This is a genomic window from Companilactobacillus halodurans, assembly GCF_009600995.1.
GTDB lineage: Bacteria > Bacillota > Bacilli > Lactobacillales > Lactobacillaceae > Companilactobacillus > Companilactobacillus halodurans.
The window spans coordinates 49,780-74,098 of the sequence record NZ_VDFO01000001.1 but is presented as its reverse complement, the minus strand read 5'-3'; the positions used below and the strand labels follow the sequence as shown (position 1 = coordinate 74,098).

The following is a 24,319-nucleotide window of genomic DNA, read 5'->3' as shown; positions in this document are numbered from 1 at the left end:
AAATGGCAACAAATAAATTAACCGAAGTCGCCGGTCTTGTTGCACAGGCTGTTATGGGTGCAAAGGTTAAAGATAAAGATGGTAATGCTAAAACCGTAAAACCCACTGGGGATGATAATCTTTTAGATTTAAGAGATATCGTTGCTGGTGGTTCTAGTTTTTCAGGTGGAGATATAACCCCTGATGATGGTACAGATACTTCAGACGGAGTTAATATTATTCCTGGTTCATTAGATGATGGCTCAATAACAAGTCGTAGATTAGAATGGTCAGGTACCACTTCAACTACTGAAGCAACTAATATTACTTTCATGAATGATGTCGGATTGAATCTGAACCAGGTCGGTGATGGATTACAATTTTGGGGTCACATGCAACGAATTAAAGTTACTGATGGTGTCAAGGCTGATGCTGATATAGTTCCATTAAATTTCGACCCTAAAAATGTTAAAAAGAATGATTACTATACAACGACCAGTCCTATACCTTTCTCTATCAGTAGAGATAAGCTTCCTACTGCTAAGAAGGTGACCATAACTTTGAATGGTGTTGGGGAAGGATTAGATAATATAGTAGACCATGTTTCACCAACAATTTCATTTACTTTTAATCAAGATAAAACACTGACTGTTTTGCCAACGGAAGGACATGATTTAGACGCTGGTACTAAAGATGATACTGGTACTAAAGATGATACTGGTACCGTTAAAACTAATGGAGCTTTCTATACTTTTGTATTGGATTATATTAATAACTATTCGATTCAAGATCCGATAGCTCAATTGCCTCCATCGGTTAATTTGTTTAGTGGATCTGCAAGTGGCGAAATTGCATTAAGTGGAGCCAATGAATTCTTTGATAATGTTATGGATGGGTTAGAAATAACATTTGATCCTTTACTTCATACAAATATTGTAGATAAGGATAGAAAAGAAGTTTCTTATAATCTTACAGATATTGGAGTGCCAACTAGTATTAAAGTACCTAAAGCAAAATTAATAGAAAATTTTGAGTTTAATGGATTTGATAAATTAACACCAACAGTTTTAGCAGTTAAAAATCCTATTTATCAAACTCCTGGGTATCTTCAATTTTTGGGATATTCAGCTAATACTATAAAAATATTAAAAAATGCGATTACCGTTAATATTGCTGTTAAAACGTCACAAAGCAGTTTTAATAATTTAAACGATTCTTCATATGGAAAGGTTAATTACACATTTTTGGTCACAAAAATAACGCCTTACAAAAACTAGAGGAGGTAAAAATGAAAATATCAATTAAACTAGATACTAATAGAAATATTATTGGTATCAATAATACGAATGATTCTGCTGCGGAAACTCAATCCAAAATTAAAGGCTGGTTACTAATTGAAAGTGATCCAGCCTTTTCTATTGAGAATAAAGAACTTTGGACGGTCAGAGAAACAGATAATACTTTAGTTCATATTTCAACCGGTATGACACCAGATGAAGAAAAAACACAGGCTGATGCATTATTAGGAAAAAATGTAGGCACTGCTTTGGCAGCAGCACAAGGTGCGGATAAAAAAGCAGATAACGCTGTTGCAGGATTAGCACAATTTGGGAAATTAGTTGCTCCTTTGTTAGCTACTGCACAGTCAAGTTCAAATACAGATGACGGAGGTACTAAATAATGTTTGATTTTATTAAATTTATGTATTCAATTGGTGGATATCGAAATAAAGATGTAGCTGATTTTGTTGGGATAGGAAATATTGATGCTGATCAATACAAGGAAATCACTGGTGAAGATTATAAGAAGGGAGCAGCCTAATGGCTGCTCTTTTTTTGATATAAAAGAAAGAAGGCGAACTATGCCACCACATGCATTCCTGGGCTACTCACTTTCAGAACTTGGAAGTATATTCCTTTTAATAACTGGATTTGGTGGGTGGTTTATTTGGCTAGTCAATCATTTCATAACTAGGCCCCTTCAAGATTCGATTAATAATTTAGCAAATACGGTTCAAGACTTTAAAAACTCTTCAAAAGAAGAACATAGAGAATTTAAAGATCATTTCGAAAAACTTGATAAAAAGCTAGAAGAGCATGAATTGAAATTGACTCGAGATAATGAAGAAATCAAAACATTATTTAATAGAAAGGAAAAAGATAACTATGAAAAATAAGTTAACATTAGATATTCATTCAAAGGCGTGGTGGGTATCGTTAATTTCTTTAATTTTAGTATTTGGCCAGCAAATTGGTCATTTGTTTGGTTGGGAAATTACATCTGAACAAATCAATCAAATTATGGGAATAGTTAATACCATTTTATTAATTGGTGGTTCTCTTGGTTTGATTACCGACACATCAAAAGGTAATACGGATAGTAATACTCCCACAGAAGTACAAACACCAACATATTCAAATTCTACTAATCTGAGGAGGAACTAACATGACTAAATATTTTGCTGATATATCAAGTTATCAAAGAGACGATTTAGCATTTTTTCAGAATTTTATTAGTGCCGGTGTTCAAAGTGTTTTGATCAAAACAACTCAAGGTAGTGCTAATGGTTCAAATTATCTAAACCCTAAAGCATTAAATCAAACAAGAAATGCTATCAAGTCTGGTATGAATGTTGGATTTTACCATTATTTTCTAGCGATTAGTGTTACTGATGCAATCAATGAAGCAAAATTCTTTGAACAATCGGTTACTAATTTAGGATATGGAAAAGATACTCCACTTTGCGTAGATGTTGAGGATCCATCATTAAATACTTCAAAAGTTGCTAGTTATGTTGATACTTTCATTAATTACCTTGAAACACAAGGTTATACAAATGTATTCCAATATAGTATGGCTAGTTGGTTCAACCAAGGTATTCTTGATGCTAATAAGTACCCGACTTGGGTAGCTAGCTATGGATCAAGCGATTGTGGAGCAAGAGGTAACATTGTCGCTTGGCAGTACACATCAAGCTGGGGCGGTGGCTCTCAAGACATGAGTTATGACTGGGGCATCTTTGATAAGCAGCCAGCTAAAACTGAAGCAACCACGCAACCTAAAGTTGAACCCCAAAAGCCTAAAGTAGAAAATGTTATCAAATTAACTGAACAAACACGTCCAGTGGATAGATTAGGTATTGAACGACCTGAAACGTATAATGTGGGATCAACTTGGAAGAGTTCAGATATTGTCATGATCAATAGTGAACCACATTACCAAATCGCTACTGATATTTTTGTTCCTCTTTCAAAGACGACTTTTAAGGATTTTATTATCGTTAAATATATTGATGATTCACCGGCACCGGTCTTCAATAAGAAAGGAAAGCGTGTACAGAATGCGTCTGTCAGCACTACCAAATCTTTTAAAATTGATGGATTCAAGATTATTAACGGCATTCCGATGGCTAGAATAGCTACGGATGAATACATTCCGTTCGAGTACACTTCTGGATCTGGTTTTAAAGGCTAGATAGAATTAATGTATACACTAATGCATAAAGTAAATAATAATCAAGATTCAGAACAATTAGCTCTCACTCAATATTGGGTGAGAGCTTTTTTTATTTTGGAACTACTTATTATCTATTTGTTAAAGATGATAATGGATTGATTGAAGTCTAAATGTTAGAATGAATGAAATTAAGATATTTCACTTAGAAAAATGAAAAACACAATATAATAGGAAGAAACAAACAAAAAATAGCCTTTTGTTGTCATTGGTGTTGTCACGAGAATAAAAGTACGCTATACTAGTTGTTGCAGTAAGCCGTTGGGCATTTCTTGTGGAGACCCTTACTCTCCGCTTTGATAAATTCATGATTGTTCATTTTAATTTCTGAACATATAAAAAGACTGTTATATCAATGATATGGCAGTCTTTTTTATTACCTTTAATTTCACAAACTTTTATTAAAACATATTATTTAGTTACCATATAGTTTTGGTCTTTCACCATATGGATTTTTGTGCAGTAATCATTTGATTATTATCAGTATTATTTTATAAATTAAATATTTTTTATTTAATAGTTTAGTTTTTCCAAATAAAAGCTTGGATCAACTCTGTTTATTTTAAAGTTGCTATAGTTATTAGTGATGATTAGTGATGAAACGAAGAATAATATTATTATACAGGATAGAAAGAAAACTTTTTAAATACAACTAATGTAAAATATATATAATATACGGCCATAAAATCAAAAAATGTATATGAAAAATTTGATAAAAAACAGAATGCATGATAGAGTTTCATTTGTAGAAGTCAATCCCTCCATTCCCACTTTTGTGGCAGGTAAGTCCTGAATAATGGAGGTTTTTTTACGTCCAAAAATTCAAATAAATATTCTCAACAACTTCATTTTGAAGAACAAAGATAGTTATTTAGTAACAAAGAAATTATTTTTCCAATAAATATGGTGAGTTACTATTTCTATAAAATAAGTTAATATGTCTTTTGATGTTGTTACAGTAATAAAGATACGGTATAATTTAATACATTGTAATTCGTAAGCAGTTTCCTTTGAGCAAATAAGGATATTTTTTATAGTTTAGAACCACAATGAGAATCAAATTGAATTATCTTTGTAATATATTTAATATTTTTTATTAAAACATATACATATATACAGAGTGTATGCTATAATTATTTTTGTTGATTTATTAGTGCTATGCGCCTATAGCGCAATTGGATAGAGTGTCTGACTACGAATCAGAAGGTTGTAGGTTCGACTCCTACTAGGCGCATCAAATAAAAAAGACTTTTGAGATTAAGTTCTCGAAAGTCTTTTTTTTATATCTAATTTTTATTATTGATACTGTTAACAAATTGTCGATAATTATCTTCTTCGCCAGTAATGGTTACTTGAATCGTTTGTAATTTATTTTGATGAAGTTCATCTTCAGGAACTTCCAATTCGTGAGTAAAGGTAGCGTTACCGATCAATCTGATTTGACTGTTTTCTGGCTGACTTTCCAAAGTAATATGAGTTTTGACCATTCCACCAGGATTATAAACCTCAATATCTTTTTCAGGGTCAAATTGGTCAGAGTGAAGCATTGCAAACATCAAACTAGTTGCTGACATCCCGGTGCCACAAGCATTAGTAAAACCAACGCCACGTTCGTAAGTTTGTACAAATAATTTATTGGTGTTCAAAATCTGTGCAAAACTGACGTTGACACCTTCTGGGAAATAAGGATTTTTCCGATTCAATCTTTGTCCCAAATCACCCAATTCTAATTGACTAACTTCAGGAACGAAGCTAATCAAGTGCGGATTAGGAACAGCAACGGCAGAAAAACTTTGGTCAGGTAGAAATTCTGGTACGTGTTCATCAATCATTTGATCTAAATCTTTATAGGCGAATGGTAATGTATCTTTTTGGAAACTAATTGGCGAAATTTCAACGCTAAAGGCTGGAACGTTTTCATAAAAATCGTCAGCTTTAGACACGCTTAAATCTGCCGACATCGTTTCAACTTTGAAATCTTCCAAGTGATATTTTTCGCAAAGATAACGACTGACAGTCCTCAATCCATTGCCACACATCTTAGCTTCACTGCCGTCAGCATTAATAACTCGCATTTTGCCTAAGCAATTTTCACTAGTGTCGATTACCAAAAGACCATCAGCACCATCTAAGACATCCTGGCACAAGTTGATTGCTAATCTTTTTAGTTCTTCATCATTCAAAGCTTTTTCCAGTAAAGTTTGGTCGAGGATAAAAAATTTATTTTCAGAACCATGGACCTTGAGTAGTTTTACCAATTTGATCACCTCAGTTAATTAAAAAAAGTTTTATAAATCTGTCTGACAGCATCATCTGCATCAGCTTCTTGAACACCAATCATGATTGAAATCCGTGAAGCGCCTTGGTTAATCATATGAATTGCAATATTATTTTGAGTTAAGGAATCAATGATTTCACCAAGAGTATTAACATTATGAGCGATACTTTCGCCTACCACCATAATAATTGCATAATCATCAATCCATTCCAAATAATCGGGTTGTAAGACTTCTTTGACATCGTGACATAAATGCTCAATGGTAGTCTTGTTAAGCTTAGACCGGTCAAAAATGACAGTCAAATCGTCAATTCCAGATGGCATGTGTTCATAAGAAATGCCGTACTTATAAAAAATTTTCAGTAGTTTAAGAGTAAAGCCCACTTCCTTATTTAGCAAATAACGATGTAAGTATAAAGCTGAAAATCTTTTTGAACAAGCGATTCCGGTAATTTGATTGGATGGGTTGAATAAAAATTGTTCCGGAACGATCAAGGTACCATCAGCTGCAGGATTGTTAGTATTTTTAACGTTAACAGGTACCTGACCTTGAATAGCTGGGATAATGGCTTCGTCTTGGAAAACCGAAAAGCCGGCATATGATAATTCACGCATTTCTCGATAAGACATTTTTTTGATTGCCTGGGGATTTTTAACTACGTGGTTATTGGCTGCATAAATTGCATCGACATCAGTGAAGTTTTCGTACATATCGGCATGCAATCCTTTGCTGAGCATTGCTCCAGTGATATCTGAGCCGCCCCTTGAGAAAGTATAAATTTCTCCTTTTTGGTTGTAACAGAAAAAGCCTGGAAAGACTAAACGACTATCTTTAGGAAGAGACAGTTTGTCTAGATTTAAATATGTTTCTGGTGAAATATCGGCGTCATTAGGTTGACCATGAACGATAATACCTGCATCTTTAGGGTCAACAAATTTAGCTTTGATTCCTTCTTTATTTAAAATTTCACTTAGTAAAATGGCATTTAAAAATTCCCCGTGAGCTTTAAATGTGGCCATTAGGTGTTCTTCATCTGAATATTTGGCTTTTGCTAGGTCAGTCAGTTTTTTCTTTAATTTCTGAATAACTTTATCGTCAAGTTGAAAGTGGTCACTGATTTCATGATATCTTGAGATAATTTCTTTTATATAGTTTGTATAATCTTCGTGGGCGATAACTGTTTTTGCATAGTCGATCAAAAGATCGGTAACTTTTGTATCACCTGCGAAGCGTTTACCTGGAGCCGATGTAACGATAACTTTTCTTTCAAAATCTTCATTAATAATCTTAATGACCTTGTCAAATTGTTCACCGGTTGCAAGAGAACTGCCCCCAAACTTGATGACCTTCATAAAATACACCTCTAAAAATTAAATAGATTTTAATGATGAGTGTACCATTTTTTGCTGTCATGACAAGAAAAAAAATTAAAATATTAGAAATATGAGAATATTACTAATTTGGCTTGACGAATAATGAGTGTTGTTATAATCTTAATACCAATAAAAGAGGTCGCAATCAACATCAGTAAATGAGGGAGCTTCTGTAAGAGCTAAGAACTTATTTGAAAGGGAAGATTGCCGAAGCACTAAATTTTACAGAATTTAGCGAGCTGGGACGTATTAACAAAAGAATACGGACTGTCGTGGCTAAACTGTCAGTCACGTTGAGCTTATGACAAAATTGATGCAGATATCGTGTGGATCTCTTTGTTATATGCAAAGAGATCCTTTTTTATTTGGTAAAAAGGAGTAGTTGAGATGATAAGAAATGAATTGACCAGCAAAAATGGACATTTGATTATTGGCGGCGTGGATAGCGTTGACTTAGCCAAAAAATATGGTACGCCGCTTTATGTATTTGATATTGAAATGATTCGTAGCCAAATAAGAAAATTTAAAGCTGCTTTTGAAGAAAATGATTTAAATTATCAAATCAGCTATGCTAGCAAGGCTTTCGCAGTTAAAGCCATTTACCAAGTTATGAAACAGGAAAATGCTCATATCGATGTAGTTTCTGGAGGCGAGTTATTCACCGCTCTTGAAGCAGGCTTTCCAAGCGATAAGATAAGTTTTCATGGTAACAATAAGTCCTATGCCGAGTTGGAAATGGCTGTGAAAAATCATATCGGTGTAATTATTCTAGATAACTTTCACGAAATAGAATTATTGTCAGATGTTTTACAAAGTAATAATGCGTCCGTAAATGTGATGCTGCGTTTGACCCCTGGTATTTCAGCTCACACGCATAAATACGATCAAACTGGTCAGACCGATAGTAAATTCGGCTTTGATGTTGAATCTGGTCAAGCTAGTCAAGCTGCTAAGGCGGTTTTAAATAATAAGCAGATGAATTTATTAGGAATCCATGCTCATATTGGTTCACAGATTTTTGGTACTGAAGGCTTCATTATGTTGGCCAAGAAGATGATGGAAATCGCTAAACAATTAAAGGAAGAATTTAATTATTGGCCTCAAGTTATTAACTTAGGCGGTGGTTTTGGAATCAGCTACAACCAAGATGACGACCCAATTTCAGCTTCAGAGTTTATTTCTAAAATTGCTGCTGAATTAAAAAAATCTGATGAAAATGTTCCAGAGATTTGGATTGAACCTGGACGCTCGATTGTTGGTGCTAGTGGCTACACGCTTTATACGATAGGCTCTAGAAAAGATGTTCCTCAGCATCTACCATATGTCTCAGTCGACGGCGGCATGGGAGATAATATTCGTCCAGCCTTATATCAAGCTAAATATGAAGCAGTCGTTGCCAATAAGATGGATGAAAAAGATGTAGAAACTGCTCATATCGCTGGCAAATATTGTGAGTCTGGTGATATCTTAATTGATAAGCAAGCTTTGCCAAAGACAAAACCTGGCGATATCTTAGCAATTTTAGATACTGGGGCTTACGGATATTCAATGGCGATGAATTATAATCGCAATCCTAGACCCGCAGTTGTCTTTGTTGAAAATGGTCAGTCCAAGTTAGTGGTTAAGCGCGAAACTTATCAAGATTTAATTAGTTTAGATTGTGATTATTAATTGGAGGAAAATTAGATGTCAAAAATGAGTGCAGAAGAAATTATTAATTTTATTGGAAATTCAAAAAAAACGACCCCAGTCAAAGTTTATTTACAAGGGGATGTTACTAAAATAAGTTTTCCTTCAGAAGTAAATGTTTTTAAAAGCAATGATTTAGCAATTATTATTGGTGATTTTAAAAAAATCTATCCTATTTTAGAGCAAAATAAATTAACCGATTATTATGTTGAAACAATAGCCCAAAATTCAGCCGTACCGATGCTTGATATCAAGAACATCAATGCACGAATTGAACCAGGTGCAATCATTAGAGATCAAGTTGAAATTGGTGATGGAGCAGTTATCATGATGGGTGCTGTTATCAATATCGGTGCTGAAATTGGAAATGACTCAATGATTGATATGGGAGCTGTTCTCGGTGGTCGTGCAATCGTTGGAACAAATTCACATATTGGTGCTAATGCCGTTTTAGCCGGTGTCGTTGAACCAGCTTCAGCTCAACCAGTTAGAATCGGCAACAATGTTGTAGTTGGTGCCAATGCAGTTGTTCTAGAGGGAATTCAAGTTGGCGATGATGCTGTTATCGGTGCTGGTTCCGTCGTTACCAAAGATGTTGCCAGTGGAACCGTCGTTGCTGGTGTTCCTGCTAAGATTCTTAAAGAAAAAGATCAAAAAACAACTGATAAGACAAAAATAGAGAGTACTTTAAGGAAGTTATAATCATGGTCTTAAGTGAAACTGAATTAATTGATATTAGACGTCATTTACATACGATTCCAGAACTTTCATTAGAAGAATTCAAAACGCATGACTACCTCAAACAAGTGATAAGTAAATTTTCTCAAGTCAATATGGAAATTAAAGAGCTACCAGAACTTCCAACTGCTCTGTTGGTGTTGATAAAAGGGAGCAATCCTAAGAGAAATATCGGTTATCGCTGTGATATGGATGCGTTGCCTGTTAACGAAACAAACGGCTTAAAATATGCATCTCAAACAAAGGGTGTGATGCATGCCTGTGGACACGATATTCATATGACCGTGGCTTTAGGCATTCTAAGTTATTATGCTGAGCATCAACCAAAGGATAATTTGATATTCTTCTTTCAACCAGCCGAAGAAAGTCAAAGCGGCGGTAGAAAAGCTTATGATTTGGGAGCTTTTTCTAAACGTTTCCAGGTCGATGAATTTTATGGATTGCACGATAATGCCCAATTAAAAACTGGCGTTATAGGTTGTCGTAACGGTACTTTGTTTGCCGGGACAACGGAAGTAAATGTTGATATTAAAGGAAAAAGCGGTCACGCTGCATATCCACAGCTAGCTAATGATTCGATTGTTATTGCTGCTAATTTCATTGAGCAAGTTCAAACTATTATTTCACGAAATATTGATCCAACTCGTTGTGGAGTAATTACTTTTGGAAAAATTGAAGCCGGTGTAATTAGAAATGTTATCGCTGGTAAAGTTCATTTAGAAGGAACGATTCGAGGTTTGACGCAAAGTATGATTGAATACTTGCGTTTAAGGATTTCCGAAATTGCTGAAGGCTTGGAGAAGTCATTTAATTGTTCAATCAAAATCAATTTCAATCAGGGCGGTTATTACCCAGTTGAAAACGATCCAGTTTTGACTAAACGTTTTATCGAATATATGCAACAAAATAAAGCTGTTGATTTTGAAGAGACAGCTCCAGCTATGACAGGTGAAGATTTTGGATATTTGTTGAATAAAATTCCCGGAACAATGTTTTGGCTAGGGGTGGAAAGCCCTGGTGCTTTACATTCAGCTGACTTTTTGCCTCACGAAGAGGCGATTGAACAAGGAGTCAAAGCAATGGTTGGCTTTTTAAATTATCGAATGAATTTGGAGGAGAAATAAATGTTTAACGATGTTGATTTGATGACGGCTATTATTACGCCATTTGCACAAAATGGAGAAGTAGATTATAAAGCTCTAAAGAAATTGACAGAGCATTTATTGGCTACAGGAAGCCAAGGATTCGTCATTGGTGGAACGACTGGTGAAACTCCTACTTTAACTGAAAAAGAAAAATTAGACTTATATCAAGAGTTCGTTAAGATTGTAGATCACCGAGTTCCAATAGTTGCGGGTGCCGGCAGTAATAATACAGAACAGACGATTGATTTTATTAATAAATTGTCAAAAATTGATGGTATTGATATGGCTTTAGTAGTAGTTCCTTATTACAACAAGCCTAATCAACGAGGGATGATTGCCCATTTTGAAACAGTTGCCAAGAATTCACCTTTACCAATTATGATTTATAACATTCCTGGTCGAACAGGCGTCTTGATGGAAAAAGAAACCGTCGTTAAATTAGCTCAAAATAGCAATATTTCTGGAGTTAAGCAGTGCAATACCCTGGAAGATTTGGAATACATTGTTGAACATACCGATAAAGATTTTGCAGTTTACAGTGGTGAAGATGCTCAAGCTTTGTTTGCTAAGGTGATTGGTGCTAATGGCGTTGTTTCTGTAGCTTCTCATATTTATGGAAACGAAATGACAGAGATGTATAAGGATCTTGATGAAGGAAATTATCAAATTGCTGGCAAGATTCAACGTCAATTAACTCCTAAAATGAGTGCTTTATTTATGTATCCATCACCATCGCCTGTTAAGGCAGCTTTGAACCAGTTGGGTTATGAAGTTGGTGGCTGTCGTTTGCCAATTGTTTCTTTGAATGATGAAGAAAAAAATATTTTATTCAAAAAATTAGATTTATAGGAGCTTTCGTATGATAAAAGTTATTATTTCTGGTTTCAATGGTTCAATGGGTCAAAAGGCTGTCAATATGGTCAATTCAGCGTCTGATATGCAACTAGTTGCTGGATATAATTCAATTATTACTGATCTTGATCCGAAAACCTATGGATTATCGGATGATGTCAAAGTGTTTAATAAATTAGCTGATATTAATATTGAAGCTGATATTTGGATTGACTTTTCAGTTCCAAGTGCTGTTTTTGAAAATACTAAATTTGCAATCGAACAGGGGATTCGACCTGTGATTGGAACTAGTGGAATGAGTGAAGATCAAACTTCTGAATTAAAAAAATTGGCTGATTCAAAAGAATTAGGTGGAATTATTGCTTCAAACTTTGGACTTTCAGCTGTTTTAATGATGAAATTTGCGCAGGTAGCTGCAAAATATTTCTCGGAATCAGAAATTGTTGAAAAGCATCATGAAGATAAAATCGATGCACCTTCTGGTACGGCCATGAATACGGCTCGCTTGATTTATCAAGCTCGAGGTAAAGATCAAGAACAACATAGTAGTGAAGATCCACTTCATACAAGAGGTGGAGATTATCATGGAACTAAGATTCATGCACTTCGCTTGCCAGGTTTTGTAGCCGATGAAGAGGTCATCTTTGGCGGCGTCGGTGAAACATTGACGATTTCTCAAAGTACAAGCGACCGTGAATCATTTATGACTGGCGTTAAATTAGCAATCCATGAAGTTATGAAACGAAACCAACTAGTAATTGGTTTAGAACAAATCATTTAGAAATTATTTAAAAAAATTACAAAAGCTCTAATAATTTGACGGAGTTTGTTATAGAATTAGATTATTATTAATTTTAAGGAGTGTTGCACAATGCCAGAATTAGATTCATCAGTAAAAAATGTAGTAAATGAGACCCTTGCCCCAATGGGAAGATCACAAATTAGAATCTTTGCTGAAAAATTTGCAAAAATCCCTGGTTTGATTAAATTGACTTTAGGCGAACCAGATTTCAATGTTCCAGAACATGTAAAAAATGCCGCCATTGAAAGTATTAAAGAGAATAAATCGCATTATTCTGACCAAACGGGCTTTCTAAGTTTACGTAAAGCTATTTCTGGGTATTTGGATAAGCAATTCGACTTACAATATGATCCGGCAACTGAAATTATAGTGACAATTGGTGCTACTGAAGCAATCTTTGATTCACTTGCTGCCATTATTAATCCTGGCGATAAGGTAATTATTCCTACACCAACATTTGCTCTTTACATTCCTATCGTAAAGATTCTTGGTGGAATTCCCGTCCAAGTTAATACCACAGCTGATGGTTTTCGTTTAACAGGTAAAAAATTAGAAGAAGTTATTGAAGAAGAAGGACCTGATAAGGTCAAAGCCCTAATGCTTAATTTCCCTGGTAATCCAACAGGATTTGTTTATTCGCAAGCTCAATTGCAAGAACTAGTTGATGTCGTTAAGGATAAGAATATGTTCGTTATTTCTGATGAAATCTATGCCGAATTGACTTATGGTCATAAACATATTTCTTTAGCCAAATTATTACCTGGAAAAACACTTTTGATTAATGGTCTATCAAAATCACATGCAATGACAGGGTATCGTATCGGTTACGTAGCCGGTCCTAAAGATTTCATTACCCAAGCTGGAAAGATGCATGCCTTTACGGTTACAGCACCTTCTAACCCGGCTCAGTTCGCTGCACAAGAAGCTTTGGAAAATGGAATCGACGATCCAGTTGCAATGAAGAAAGTTTACCAAGAACGTCGTGATTACTTAGTTGAGCAATTAAACAATTTGGGGTATGAAACAAAAACCCCTGAGGGTGCTTTTTATACCTTTTCAAAGATTCCAGAAAAATTCCATTTAACTTCAATTGAATTTGCCGATAAATTGGCAACAGAGGGTCTCGTTGGAGTTACTCCAGGAGTTGCCTTTGGTGAGGGTGGCGAAGGTCATTTCAGAATTTCCTATGCTTCATCCATGGAAGATATTAAAGAAGCTATGAAACGTTTAAGAAAGTTTACAGAGAGTTTATAAATTTGAATTAAGGGATGAGTTATTTATGAGTGATGAATATACAGTAGCAATTTTAGGTGCCACAGGAGCTGTTGGGACACGTTTGATTCAACAATTGGAACAGTCGACTATTCCAGTTAAACAAGTTAAGTTACTAGCTTCGTATCGTTCAGCTGGTAAAAAATTACAATTTAAGGGACAAGAAGTCACCGTTGAAGAAGCTAAACCAGAGTCCTTTGATGGAGTCGATTTGGTCTTAGCTTCAGCAGGTGGAGCTGTTTCTAAAAAGTTTTTACCCGAAGCTGTAAAACGCGGAGCCGTTTGTGTTGATAATACGAGTGCTTTTCGAATGGAAAAAGATGTACCATTAGTTGTACCTGAAGTTAATGAAGCTGCTTTATATAATCATCATGGAATAATTGCCAATCCTAATTGTTCCACGATTCAGATGATGGTGGCTCTAGAACCAATCAGAAAAGCCTTTGGCTTGAAGCAAATCATTGTTTCAACTTATCAAGCTGCCAGTGGCGCAGGGCAAAGTGCTTTGAATGAATTGTATACTCAGGCCCAAGATTACCTTGATGGTAAAGACATGAAAGCAGACATTTTTCCAACTAAGGGCGATAAGGAACATTATCCTTTAGCTTTCAACCTATTGCCACAAATCGACGTCTTGGAAGATAATCTTTATTCTCATGAAGAATGGAAAATGATTCATGAAACTAAGAAGATTATGTTGGGCGATATGAATTCACCAAAAATCAAAGTTACAGCTACTTGTGTCAGAGTTCCAGTTCCTATCAGTCACGGTGAATCTATTTATATTGAAGTTGAAGATAAATCAGCTACGACTGAAAAAATTCAACAGTTGATTAAAGAAGCTCCAGGAGCAGTCTTACAAGATGATCCTAAGCATCAGGTTTATCCACAACCAATCAATGCAGTTAATAGTCGTGATACTTTTGTAGGACGGATTCGTCCAGATTTGGAAAATGACGGTGCTTTTAATATGTGGGTTGTTTCTGACAACTTGCTTAAGGGTGCAGCTTGGAACACGGTTCAAATTGCTGAACGTTTAGTTGCTGATAATTTAGTTCACGTTAAATAATATGAAGTTTCATTAATTCTTTTTTGAATTAGTGAAGCTTTTTTTGATATTATTTGTTACCAAGTAGAGGAATTAATGAAAAAACTGATGTCTCTGGAATCATTTTTTCCTTATATCTGTTAAAATATTTAAAGACATTAATTCTAGGTGAAAAAAATAATGAAGCGAATAACGAGTATATTTAACGAAGGCGTTTTGGACCTTTTGGCCAACGCTGGAGTTGCAATACCATATTTTTTCTGTTTGACCTTATATAATCAAAATAAGAGTGTATTTGCCTATGCTTTGCCTTTCCTAATGCTTTATACATTTAGAGCTTTAGGGATGCTTGTAACGACATTCATAACGTTGCCTGCTTCAACCATGTTGGCAATGTCTAGTTTATTGGGAGTCATTGGTTCTCTTTTTATTTTAGGAGCCAGTCATCCTGTTTTTGGTATTCTTGGAGGAATATTCTTAGGTCTAGCTTCGAGTTGGATTTGGCCATATTATTTGACAGTAAGGTCAAGAGGTCAGATGGATAAAGAATTTAAGTTCAATCGAATGCACACCTTGTCAGTTGTTTTAACAGTTATTTTGTTGTTGATCGTACAATTGATTGCCTCAAAGACGAAATTTTTGAATCTGTCATTTATCTTATTAGCCTTCTTGTTCTTTGCTTCCATGGTTGGAGGCTTACAAGTAACTCATCGATTGACTTTTTATCAAGGGATTGAACGAAAACCTAAATTCAAGGTTAATTCACTTTTCAAATTGATACTTTTAGCCAGTTTAGTTATGTTGATTTTTATTATTCGTTATACTCGCTTAAAAGCTGTTTCTAATTCGATTGATTTATTAATTAGTTTAGCAGCCATCGTCTTATTCTTATTTTTAGCCTATTATCAAATAGATATTCACAGAAAAATATTTCCAGTGAGTTTAGTTGCCATTAATCGTGGCGTCGTGATGAATTACGTGATGTTGTATGCAATTTTTGATAGTACGATTCGCTTTGGATTCAATAGTTTGATCTTAATTTATACGATTTATTTAGTAGGTTTTCAGTTAGGACCTATCTTTCTTAAAAAATTTCAATCATTGCGTTATCCTCTGTTATTGCTGGGATTAATTTTGGCGCTATTTGATTATACGTACTTTATCGGCCTGTTCTTTTGTTCTGTCTTTGTTGGAGATGACAATCGGATTTTAAATGATAATTTGTATCACAAAGCAGATATCGATTCTGAACGAGCTTTTTTAATCAAGTATCAGTTATCATGTGTTGGTAATGTATCGCAACAATTAGTTTATATGACAACGATTTATTTTGTCAGTTTCTTTACTAAAATCAATGCTTTAGGTTTCTTCAACAATCATATTACTGATGGACCAGATATCGGCATCCTTTATGGCGTACATATCTTCATTACTGCTATCGTCTTTGTTTATGCAGCTACAACTTTTTATTTTGCTCGTGGAAAAGAGTAAAAAGCCATTACAACGTTACAAGATATAAAATAGTTATTTTTGGGAATTGATCCTAAAAGGGTTGCTACTACTGTTTTAGCGATTGATGCAACGACGTAAGAACACAGTTATATAATTATAAATTTATAAAAAATGATTCTAGACTACTATATATAGTATGCGTGTGTTATATACCACACCATATTGTATTTGGTAGTCTTGTTTTTTTATGATTTTTTTTGTAGAATAACTTCAGTAAATGTTTTAGCAAGTTGAATTTGGGGGAGTAAGCATGGAAGAGCCATTGGATAAATTAAAAGAAAAATCAGTTAAGAAAAGAAGTGGCGTGATAACTAAATTTTATCCTTATAAGATTAGATTTATTTTGGACAAACTAGGTCTAAGCAGTGAAGAAAAATCTAAATTAGAAATGGATTTCCTCCATTATTTTGAAAATGATAGTTTGATTTTAACGACTAAGATTCATGAGTTTATTTTCAATTCATTAAAAGAAAAGCAGGCCAATCAATATGAAGAATATTTTCAAGGCGATCAAGCCAAGTTTGCACATGCTACTAATGTTCAAGAAAATATTGGGCGATTATTCAAGCGCAATGCTGATGTGATTCATGAAAATGCTAACAAGGACAGTAATGTTTTTAATACGCAACGTGATTTAGAGGCTGGAGTAACTAGTCGAGCATTGGGATTAAAGATGTTGCCAGAATTAGTGGCCAAAGCTCATTTACGTGGCGACATTCACTGGCATGACTTAGATTATTCTCCGGTTACTCCTGAAACTAATTGTTGTTTGATTGATTTTGATGAAATGCTCAAGAATGGTTTTAAAATTGGCAATGCTTGGGTATCTTCTCCAAGATCGATTCAAACGGCAACAGCTCAGATGTCGCAAATAATTGCTAATGTAGCGTCGTTACAATATGGAGGCTGCTCAGCTAATCGAATTGATCAACTATTGGCACCTTACGCAAAAATAAATTTTCAAAAACATTTAAGTGATGCTAAGAAATGGGTTCCTAAAAATAAACAAGATGAGTTTGCGCGTGAAAAGACGAAAAAGGATATTTATGATGCAATGCAAGCCTTGGAATATGAAATCAACACGCTTTATTCATCTCAAGGCCAAACGCCTTTTACGACCATTAATTTTGGATTAGGAACTAATTGGATCGAACGTGAAATCCAAAAATCAATTTTGAAAATTAGAATCAAGGGATTAGGTAAGGAACATCGGACGGCTATCTTTCCAAAATTGACTTTTACGATTAAAAGAGGCTTAAACCTTAATCCCAGTGATCCAAACTATGATATTAAAGAATTGGCCTTAGAATGTTCAACCAAGAGAATGTATCCTGATCTTTTGATGTACGACAAAATCAAAGAAATTACAGGTAGTTTTAAAACTCCGATGGGCTGTCGCTCGTTTTTACAAGGTTGGAAAGATGAGACTGGTAAAGAAGTTAATTCAGGGCGAATGAATCTTGGCGTTGTAACGGTTAATTTGCCTAGGATTGCCCTAGAATCAAATGGTGATAAAACCTTATTTTGGGAAATATTTGAAGAAAAAATGCAACTTTGTCACATAGCCTTGGAGTATCGAATCAAGCGAACTAAACAGGCTAAACCTGAAAATGCTCCGTTATTGTATATGTATGGAGCCTTTGGCAAACGTTTGAAAAAGACTGACAAAATAGATGAACTCTTTAAAAATCAACGAGCTACGGTTTCTTTAGGTTACATTGGTCTTTATGAAGTTTGTACCGAGTTCTATGGAGATAAATGGGAAAACAATCAAGAAGCACATGATTTTGCTGAAAGTATCGTTAAGGCCTTAAGTCAAAAATGTCATCAATGGGCTCAAATTAGTGGATATCACTATAGTCTTTATTCAACTCCAGCTGAATCTTTGACGGATACTTTTTGTCGAGATGACTTGGACAAATTTGGCTCGGTCCCTAATATTACTGAAAAAGAATATTATACGAATAGTTTTCACTACGATGTTCGCAAACACCCCAATCCATTTGAAAAATTGACTTTTGAAGAGGTTTTTCCAAAGTATGCTTCTGGAGGATTTATTCATTACTGCGAATATCCAAACTTGCGTCAAAATCCTAAGGCATTAGAAGCTGTTTGGGATTGGGCTTATGATCACGTTGGTTATTTAGGAACTAATACTTCAATTGATCAGTGTTTTGAATGTGGTTTCAAGGGTGAATTTAAAGCAACTGCTCGAGGATTCGTTTGTCCAAAGTGTGGAAATCACGATCCTTTAACTTGTGATGTGGTCAAACGGACTTGTGGGTATCTTGGTAATCCTCAACAAAGACCAATGATTCATGGTCGTCACGTAGAAATAGCTTCACGTAGAAAAAATATAACTTCGGAGATGATACAGCATGCGGCAAAATATGAGAGAGCCAAACAATCCGACTCCCAAAGAATGGTTAAGCAAGGACCACAGTCTTAAGAGGATTGCTGATTACAAGCCTTTTAATTTTGTTGATGGGGAAGGGGTTCGATGCAGTCTATATGTATCGGGCTGTCTTTTTAGATGCCCAGGGTGTTATAACGTTGCGGCTCAAGATTTCCGTTACGGCAAGCCCTATACAAAAGAGCTTGAAGATAAGATTATAACGGACCTAGATCATGATTATGTTCAGGGGTTAACTCTTTTAGGTGGAGAACCATTTTTGAATACGGAAGTTTGTTTATCGTTATGTAAACGAATCCGGAAAGAATTTGGTCATAGCAAAGATATTTGGTCATGGACTGGTTATTCATGGGACGAGATGATGAAAGAATCAAATGATAAATTGGAATTATTATCATTATTAGACATTCTAGTTGATGGTCGTTTTTTGTTGCGTAAGAAAGATTTAACTCTGCAATTTCGTGGTTCTTCTAATCAAAGAATCATTGATGTTCAAAAATCTTTAAAACAAAATAAAGTTGTTATCTGGGATAAATTGGTTAGATAATCGTTTTATCGATTGATAAATTAAATCATACTAGTGATAGTCATATCAAATTCATGATATGACTATTTTTTAAACTATTTTTTGATAATTCTGCTAATTGGTACTCAATCTATTTATTGACCTTGCTAACAAAACCACTGATGTAGACTAATTTGAAAATAATATAAAAATGAAACCTAAATGAGAATTATTCCAGCTTAATACTTTATCTTTTGTGAGAGACCGGTTATACTTTGATTGAGAAAGAAGAATTAGAGAGGATTGTGATTTTATGAACTCTGACAAAATCAAATTATATGGTACTTTGACCATTGGTTTCATTGCCGCAGTTTTAGAATTCATTTTCCATTTACCATATTATGCACAATTGATAATTAGTATTTTAGGACTTTTATTAGCATTGATTATGTTTATCGATATGATAAAAGTTCTTAAATCTGGTAATTTTGGAATTGACCTTTTGGCAATTACAGCTATTGTTGCCACAATTGTTTTAGGGCAATATTGGGCTGGTTGGATCGTGTTACTAATGCTGACTGGTGGAGATACTTTAGAGGAGTACGCTGCTAATAAGGCTAAAAGTGAATTAAAATCATTGCTGGATAATACTCCTTCACAAGCTCATTTAGTTTCTAAAAATGATTTAGTCGATGTTGAGATTGATGATGTTAAAGTGGGGGACGAGTTACTGGTTCGTCCAAAAGAACAAGTGCCAGTTGATGGAATAGTCATTGAAGGGAATTCCGAAGTCGATGAATCTTCTTTGACTGGTGAATCAGTTCCGGTTAATGTCACGACTGGAACCTCTGTTATGTCTGGTTCAATTAATGGCGAAAATCCTTTTAAGATAAAAGCAGAAAAAATTGCAGCTGATTCAGAATATCAAGCAATTGTTAAATTAGTTAAGGAATCAGAGACTCATCCAGCACATTTTGTCAGACTAGCTGACCGTTATGCGGTTCCTTTCACTTTGATTGCTTATATTATTGCTGGATTAGCTTGGTATATTTCAAAAGATCCGGTAAGAATTGCTCAGGTTCTAGTTGTTGCTTCACCATGTCCTTTGATCTTAGCGGCTCCAATTGCCTTTGTTTCGGGTATGAGTCGTACCAGCCGTAACGGCATTATAGTTAAATCGGGAACGGCTTTGGAAAAACTAAATGCTGCTAAAACGGTAGCGTTCGATAAGACAGGAACCATTACCATGGGAAAATTAGTTGTTGATGATTTCCAGGTAACAAATGGCTTTGATGAGAAAACTGTTTTAAGTTATGCGGCTTCACTTGAACAAAATTCAAGCCATGTAATGGCTGAGGCCATTGTCAATTTTGCTAAGGAACATAATCTATCGTTATATAACGCTGAAGATTTGAAAGAAATCACTGCTAAAGGTATTGTTGGTAAAATTCAAGGTCACCAGGTTAAAGTTGGTCAAGGTAGTTTTGTAACTGATCAAAAAGTTGAAGAAGTAAAAGGCTCTGGTGTTTATATATCAATTGATAATCAATATGCTGGCAGTTTTAGTCTTTTGGATCAAATTCGGCCAGAATCGAAAATGACCATTCAAAAATTAAAAGATTTTGGTATCCAGAATATTTTAATGATTTCTGGAGATAAAAAAGAAGCAACCGAAATGGTTGCTTCAAGTGTAGGAATAACAAAAGCTTATCCTTCTAGTTTACCGGCTGACAAAGTAAGAATTATCGATAATCTAGATAAGGATTACCATCCAACTGTAATGGTCGGCGATGGAGTAAATGATGCTCCAGCATTAGCTTTAGCTGATGTCGGCATTGCAATGGGATATAAAGGTGCCAATGCTGCTAGTGAATCTGCTGATGCAGTTATTTTACAAGACGACCTCAGTAAAGTTAGTACCGTGATAAAAATATCTCACGACACAATGAGGATTGCTAAAGAAGCGGTTTTGTTAGGTATATTTATCTGTATTGCCTTAATGGTAATTGCAGCTTTTGGACTGATTCCAACTATCATTGGAGCTTTATGCCAGGAAGTAGTCGATACAGTGGCCATTCTTTATGCCTTACGTGCTCGTAGCGACAAATTATAACCAACCGTAAGTATCTAAATTCATATCACGCTTGGGCAATTTAGAAACATAAGGATTTCCTTTTACAATAAAGCGCATATTTTTTGAAGTCCATGGCTCCTTATTTTTCACGCCGATCCTTGGCGTGGCTAATATTTCTTTTGGAGTCTGAATTTTTTTGTCTGAAAAAACAAAATTGTTTTCATTTAAAACGGTTCCTGATAAAGTTTTGTCTGTGATACCAAAGGCGGCCATCCACTTAGCAGGTCCATTAGTTGCATCAAAACCAGTTTTGCCACGGTTTTCTTCCATCAAATCAATTCCTGCCAGTGGCTGTAGTGCGCGAATTAAAATTCCATTTGGAGTACCAGCTTTTTGAATACTGATATCCATATCTAACCAACTGTGGATTGAATAAATGTAAATAGTACCGCCAGCTTGGTAAAGGGGATCGTTTGCTTTGGTATGGCGACTATTGTAACTGTGAGCAGCCATATCGATAGGTCCTAAGTAAGCCTCTGTTTCGACAATCAGACCTTTGAAATGGCCTTGGTTAGAATCATATGTAAAACTGTGTCCCAACATGTCTTGGGCCAAGTCCATAGTTTTAGATGTTTCAAAGTAATTTTGCACGTTCAAAATCCATTATCCTCCTAATTTTCAAAAAAGTTTCAAAAAGTTTAAAAAAAAGCTTGCTAGACCTTAATTATTATTGTATTATATTTCTTGTGCTTGAGAGAGCGACAAACAAATAAATATTATGACCCGTTGGTCAAGTGGTTAAGACACCGCCCTTTCACGGCGGTAACATGAGTTCAAATCTCGTACGGGTCACTTTTGGAGGATTAGCTCAGCTGGGAGAGCATCTGCCTTACAAGCAGGAGGTCACAGGTTCGATCCCTGTATCCTCCATCAAAAGTTTAAAACATCTAACTTCGGTTAGATGTTTTTTTGTTTAAATTTTGAAATAAAAAAGCCCAAATGCGGTATTTGGACTCTAAAGGTTAAATAATTAAAATTAAATTTCCAACGATGCGATAGAAAAGGTTCGGTTGTGAAAAATTCTTGTATTTTTTCAGTAATGACATAATCATGACAAAAATTATGATAACCACAGCAGTCCAAAGACTGATATAACCTAGTAGAAATAGGATGAAACTTAATCCAGAGATACTGATCAATTCAATATAATCAGTTTTTGCGCCTTCAAAATAATTAATTAAGACTGTTGCTAGATTTACTAACAATAAAGGAACAATAAAAGTTATTGAGATAAAGTGCATATAAGTGAAGGCTAAAGCAATTGACATAAAGCTTGGGACAATAAAATCAGCTATCAGAGAGGCAATATTTTCGCTATTCTTTGGTAAGTAGCGAATTAGGTATAAGAAAACTAATTGAGCAAAAATCAAAATCATAACAAAGTTGTTTAAGGAATGAATTGATAAAATAGCTAATAATAAATAGATAGCACTGTATAGAAGGTGAAAATATTTATTAGGATTCAAGGTCAAAATGAATTCTTTATATAAGGCAACCATTGCGACCATGATGATTAAGAAACCATGAATTGAATAATTGTTGAGACCATGTACGAAAATAAAAATGAACGGAAAGATATGGTAACTGATAAATTCAATCAAAGCTAATAATAATTTTTTAGATTTTAACTTATCCATAGTGACTCCTTTGATGTATAAAATAATATTAATGTAGAAAAAGTTTAACGTCAAACCATGATTTTTCATGAAAATGGTCTAGTTTTGTGTTAACCTATTAAAAGGTTCCTGATGGGATCCTTTTTTTGTTTAAGGAGAGGCCCTGTAACCGAAAAGGTGGAAAGAAATTATGTCAAAAAATTATTTATTTACTTCTGAGTCAGTTTCAGAGGGACATCCAGATAAAGTTGCTGATCAAATTAGTGATGCAATTCTCGATGCAATTTTAGCAAAGGATAAAGATGCACGTGTTGCCTGCGAAACAACTGTCACAACTGGTCTTGTATTAGTTGTTGGTGAGATTTCAACTTCAGCATATGTCGATATTCAAAGTGTAGTTCGTAAGACTATCACTGATATTGGCTATGATGGTTCAAATCCTGGTTTCGATGGAAATAGCTGTGCCGTTTTAGTCGCACTTGATGAACAATCACCTGATATTGCTCAAGGTGTTGATGACGCGCTAGAAAGACGTGACAACAACAAAGATATTGATCCATTGGACCAAATTGGTGCCGGTGATCAAGGATTTGTTTTTGGTTTTGCAACAAATGAAACTAAAGAGTTCATGCCTTTGCCAATTTCACTGGCTCATAAGTTAATGAGAAAGACTGCTGAAGTTAGAAAGAACGGAACAATTGATTACTTGATGCCAGATGCTAAGTCACAAGTAACTATCGAATACGATGAAAACGATCATCCAGTTCGTGTTGATACAATTGTTTTGAGTACTCAACATAAAGCTGAGGCTAGTCTGGATCAAGTTAAAAAAGACATCAAGAAATATGTTATTGATGAAGTAGTTCCAGCAAACATGATGGATGACAAGACTAAGATTTTAATTAATCCAACAGGTCGTTTTGTTATCGGTGGACCAGAAGGGGATTCTGGTCTAACTGGACGTAAAGTTATCGTTGATACTTACGGTGGTTTTGCTCGTCATGGTGGTGGTGCCTTCTCAGGTAAGGATGCTACTAAAGTTGACCGTTCAGCTAGTTACGCTGCCAGATACATCGCTAAAAACCTTGTAGCTGCCGGTGTTGCTGAAAAGGTTGAAATTCAAATTGCTTACGCTATTGGTGTGGCAAGACCTGTATCAATTCACGTTGATACATTTGGTACTAGTGACTTTTCTGAAGAACAAATTGAAAAATGTATCAATGAGTTCTTTGATCTTCGTCCACTAGGTATCATTGAAATGCTTGATTTACAAAGACCAATTTATAAGAAGACGGCCGCATATGGTCACTTCGGACGTACAGATATCGATTTACCATGGGAAAAACTTGATAAAGTTGATGATATCAAGAACTTCTTACATATTTAATCGGTGATTACAGAGGCGTTCTTAAAGGTAAACTTTAGGAAGCGTCTCTTTTTTTTATGGGA

22 protein-coding genes, 3 tRNA genes and 2 riboswitches are annotated in these 24,319 nt (G+C 35.0%); of the genes, 21 read left to right on the top strand and 4 right to left on the bottom strand.

Features of this window, described 5'->3' with window-relative positions; all coding sequences use genetic code 11:
* Positions 1-2 precede the first annotated feature (2 nt).
* From FHL05_RS00315 to FHL05_RS00285, 7 genes are all read left to right on the top strand, one after another.
* Positions 3-1,256 (top strand): hypothetical protein, encoded by a 1,254-nt coding sequence (locus tag FHL05_RS00315; protein WP_153521762.1) that lies wholly within the window; start codon positions 3-5, stop codon positions 1,254-1,256.
* Positions 1,257-1,267: 11 nt separating this feature from the next.
* Positions 1,268-1,660 (top strand): hypothetical protein, encoded by a 393-nt coding sequence (locus FHL05_RS00310; RefSeq protein WP_153385029.1) that lies wholly within the window; start codon positions 1,268-1,270, stop codon positions 1,658-1,660.
* Positions 1,660-1,800 (top strand): XkdX family protein, encoded by a 141-nt coding sequence (locus FHL05_RS00305; protein ID WP_153385028.1) that lies wholly within the window; start codon positions 1,660-1,662, stop codon positions 1,798-1,800. Before FHL05_RS00310 ends, FHL05_RS00305 begins: the two co-directional genes overlap by 1 nt.
* A 40-nt stretch (positions 1,801-1,840) precedes the next feature.
* Positions 1,841-2,155: a hypothetical protein gene (locus FHL05_RS00300; protein WP_162000144.1), complete on the top strand. Its 315-nt coding sequence runs from the start codon at positions 1,841-1,843 to the stop codon at positions 2,153-2,155.
* The gene (locus tag FHL05_RS00295; protein ID WP_162000143.1) at positions 2,145-2,423 is read left to right on the top strand and encodes a phage holin; all 279 of its coding nucleotides are present in this window, start codon (positions 2,145-2,147) and stop codon (positions 2,421-2,423) included. Before FHL05_RS00300 ends, FHL05_RS00295 begins: the two co-directional genes overlap by 11 nt.
* Position 2,424: 1 nt before the next feature.
* Positions 2,425-3,453, top strand: a complete 1,029-nt coding sequence (locus tag FHL05_RS00290) for a GH25 family lysozyme (protein ID WP_153385025.1) — start codon at positions 2,425-2,427, stop codon at positions 3,451-3,453.
* 1,199 nt (positions 3,454-4,652) lie between these two features.
* Positions 4,653-4,726, top strand: a tRNA-Arg gene (locus FHL05_RS00285).
* A gap of 52 nt (positions 4,727-4,778) precedes the next feature.
* Here the strand turns inward: FHL05_RS00285 and dapF are convergent.
* Both dapF and FHL05_RS00275 read right to left on the bottom strand, forming a co-directional pair.
* Positions 4,779-5,750: a diaminopimelate epimerase gene (dapF, locus tag FHL05_RS00280; protein WP_153385024.1), complete on the bottom strand. Its 972-nt coding sequence runs from the start codon at positions 5,748-5,750 to the stop codon at positions 4,779-4,781.
* Between the two features lie 14 nt (positions 5,751-5,764).
* The gene (locus FHL05_RS00275; protein WP_153521760.1) at positions 5,765-7,123 is read right to left on the bottom strand and encodes an aspartate kinase; all 1,359 of its coding nucleotides are present in this window, start codon (positions 7,121-7,123) and stop codon (positions 5,765-5,767) included.
* Positions 7,124-7,269: 146 nt separating this feature from the next.
* A riboswitch (Lysine riboswitch) is annotated at positions 7,270-7,453 on the top strand.
* A gap of 78 nt (positions 7,454-7,531) precedes the next feature.
* Between FHL05_RS00275 and lysA the strand changes: the two genes are divergently transcribed.
* From lysA to FHL05_RS00220, 11 genes are all read left to right on the top strand, one after another.
* Positions 7,532-8,815 carry a diaminopimelate decarboxylase gene (gene lysA, locus FHL05_RS00270; RefSeq protein WP_153521758.1) on the top strand — a complete coding sequence of 428 codons (1,284 nt, stop codon included), beginning with the start codon at positions 7,532-7,534 and terminating at the stop codon, positions 8,813-8,815.
* 15 nt (positions 8,816-8,830) lie between these two features.
* The gene (gene dapD, locus FHL05_RS00265) at positions 8,831-9,535 is read left to right on the top strand and encodes a 2,3,4,5-tetrahydropyridine-2,6-dicarboxylate N-acetyltransferase (RefSeq protein WP_153385021.1); all 705 of its coding nucleotides are present in this window, start codon (positions 8,831-8,833) and stop codon (positions 9,533-9,535) included.
* 2 nt (positions 9,536-9,537) lie between these two features.
* A complete protein-coding gene (locus FHL05_RS00260) occupies positions 9,538-10,695 on the top strand; it encodes an N-acetyldiaminopimelate deacetylase (protein WP_153385020.1) in 1,158 nt (385 codons plus the stop codon).
* A complete protein-coding gene (dapA, locus tag FHL05_RS00255; RefSeq protein WP_153385019.1) occupies positions 10,696-11,565 on the top strand; it encodes a 4-hydroxy-tetrahydrodipicolinate synthase in 870 nt (289 codons plus the stop codon).
* Positions 11,566-11,575: 10 nt separating this feature from the next.
* The gene (dapB, locus tag FHL05_RS00250) at positions 11,576-12,349 is read left to right on the top strand and encodes a 4-hydroxy-tetrahydrodipicolinate reductase (RefSeq protein ID WP_153385018.1); all 774 of its coding nucleotides are present in this window, start codon (positions 11,576-11,578) and stop codon (positions 12,347-12,349) included.
* A gap of 90 nt (positions 12,350-12,439) precedes the next feature.
* Positions 12,440-13,624, top strand: coding sequence for an aminotransferase class I/II-fold pyridoxal phosphate-dependent enzyme (locus FHL05_RS00245; RefSeq protein WP_153385017.1), 1,185 nt, complete (start codon positions 12,440-12,442; stop codon positions 13,622-13,624).
* Between the two features lie 25 nt (positions 13,625-13,649).
* On the top strand, positions 13,650-14,711 hold the full coding sequence (locus FHL05_RS00240; protein ID WP_153385016.1) for an aspartate-semialdehyde dehydrogenase: 1,062 nt from the start codon (positions 13,650-13,652) through the stop codon (positions 14,709-14,711).
* A gap of 159 nt (positions 14,712-14,870) precedes the next feature.
* Complete coding sequence (locus tag FHL05_RS00235; RefSeq protein WP_153385015.1) at positions 14,871-16,181, top strand: hypothetical protein; 1,311 nt, start codon at positions 14,871-14,873, stop codon at positions 16,179-16,181.
* Positions 16,182-16,452: 271 nt separating this feature from the next.
* The gene (nrdD, locus tag FHL05_RS00230) at positions 16,453-18,651 is read left to right on the top strand and encodes an anaerobic ribonucleoside-triphosphate reductase (RefSeq protein ID WP_153521756.1); all 2,199 of its coding nucleotides are present in this window, start codon (positions 16,453-16,455) and stop codon (positions 18,649-18,651) included.
* Positions 18,581-19,162, top strand: coding sequence for an anaerobic ribonucleoside-triphosphate reductase activating protein (gene nrdG, locus FHL05_RS00225; RefSeq protein WP_153385013.1), 582 nt, complete (start codon positions 18,581-18,583; stop codon positions 19,160-19,162). The genes nrdD and nrdG overlap by 71 nt, the downstream gene beginning before the upstream one ends.
* 271 nt (positions 19,163-19,433) lie before the next feature.
* Positions 19,434-21,233: a heavy metal translocating P-type ATPase gene (locus FHL05_RS00220; protein ID WP_153521755.1), complete on the top strand. Its 1,800-nt coding sequence runs from the start codon at positions 19,434-19,436 to the stop codon at positions 21,231-21,233.
* On the opposite strand, the gene FHL05_RS00215 is transcribed toward FHL05_RS00220, so the two are convergent.
* Positions 21,228-21,845: a DNA-3-methyladenine glycosylase gene (locus FHL05_RS00215; RefSeq protein WP_337692528.1), complete on the bottom strand. Its 618-nt coding sequence runs from the start codon at positions 21,843-21,845 to the stop codon at positions 21,228-21,230. The two genes, FHL05_RS00220 and FHL05_RS00215, sit on opposite strands and share 6 nt — an antisense overlap.
* Before the next feature lie 129 nt (positions 21,846-21,974).
* Here FHL05_RS00215 and FHL05_RS00210 point away from each other — a divergent pair.
* Together FHL05_RS00210 and FHL05_RS00205 are read left to right on the top strand one after the other, a co-directional pair.
* A tRNA-Glu gene (locus FHL05_RS00210) sits at positions 21,975-22,046 on the top strand.
* Positions 22,047-22,051: 5 nt separating this feature from the next.
* Positions 22,052-22,124 (top strand) — tRNA-Val (locus FHL05_RS00205).
* 92 nt (positions 22,125-22,216) lie between these two features.
* Here the strand turns inward: FHL05_RS00205 and FHL05_RS00200 are convergent.
* Positions 22,217-22,891, bottom strand: a complete 675-nt coding sequence (locus FHL05_RS00200) for a hypothetical protein (protein WP_153521753.1) — start codon at positions 22,889-22,891, stop codon at positions 22,217-22,219.
* 92 nt (positions 22,892-22,983) lie between these two features.
* A riboswitch (SMK box riboswitch) is annotated at positions 22,984-23,063 on the top strand.
* Between FHL05_RS00200 and metK the strand changes: the two genes are divergently transcribed.
* Positions 23,061-24,257: a methionine adenosyltransferase gene (metK, locus tag FHL05_RS00195; protein WP_153521751.1), complete on the top strand. Its 1,197-nt coding sequence runs from the start codon at positions 23,061-23,063 to the stop codon at positions 24,255-24,257. (Overlaps the previous riboswitch by 3 nt.)
* Positions 24,258-24,319: the final 62 nt, after the last annotated feature.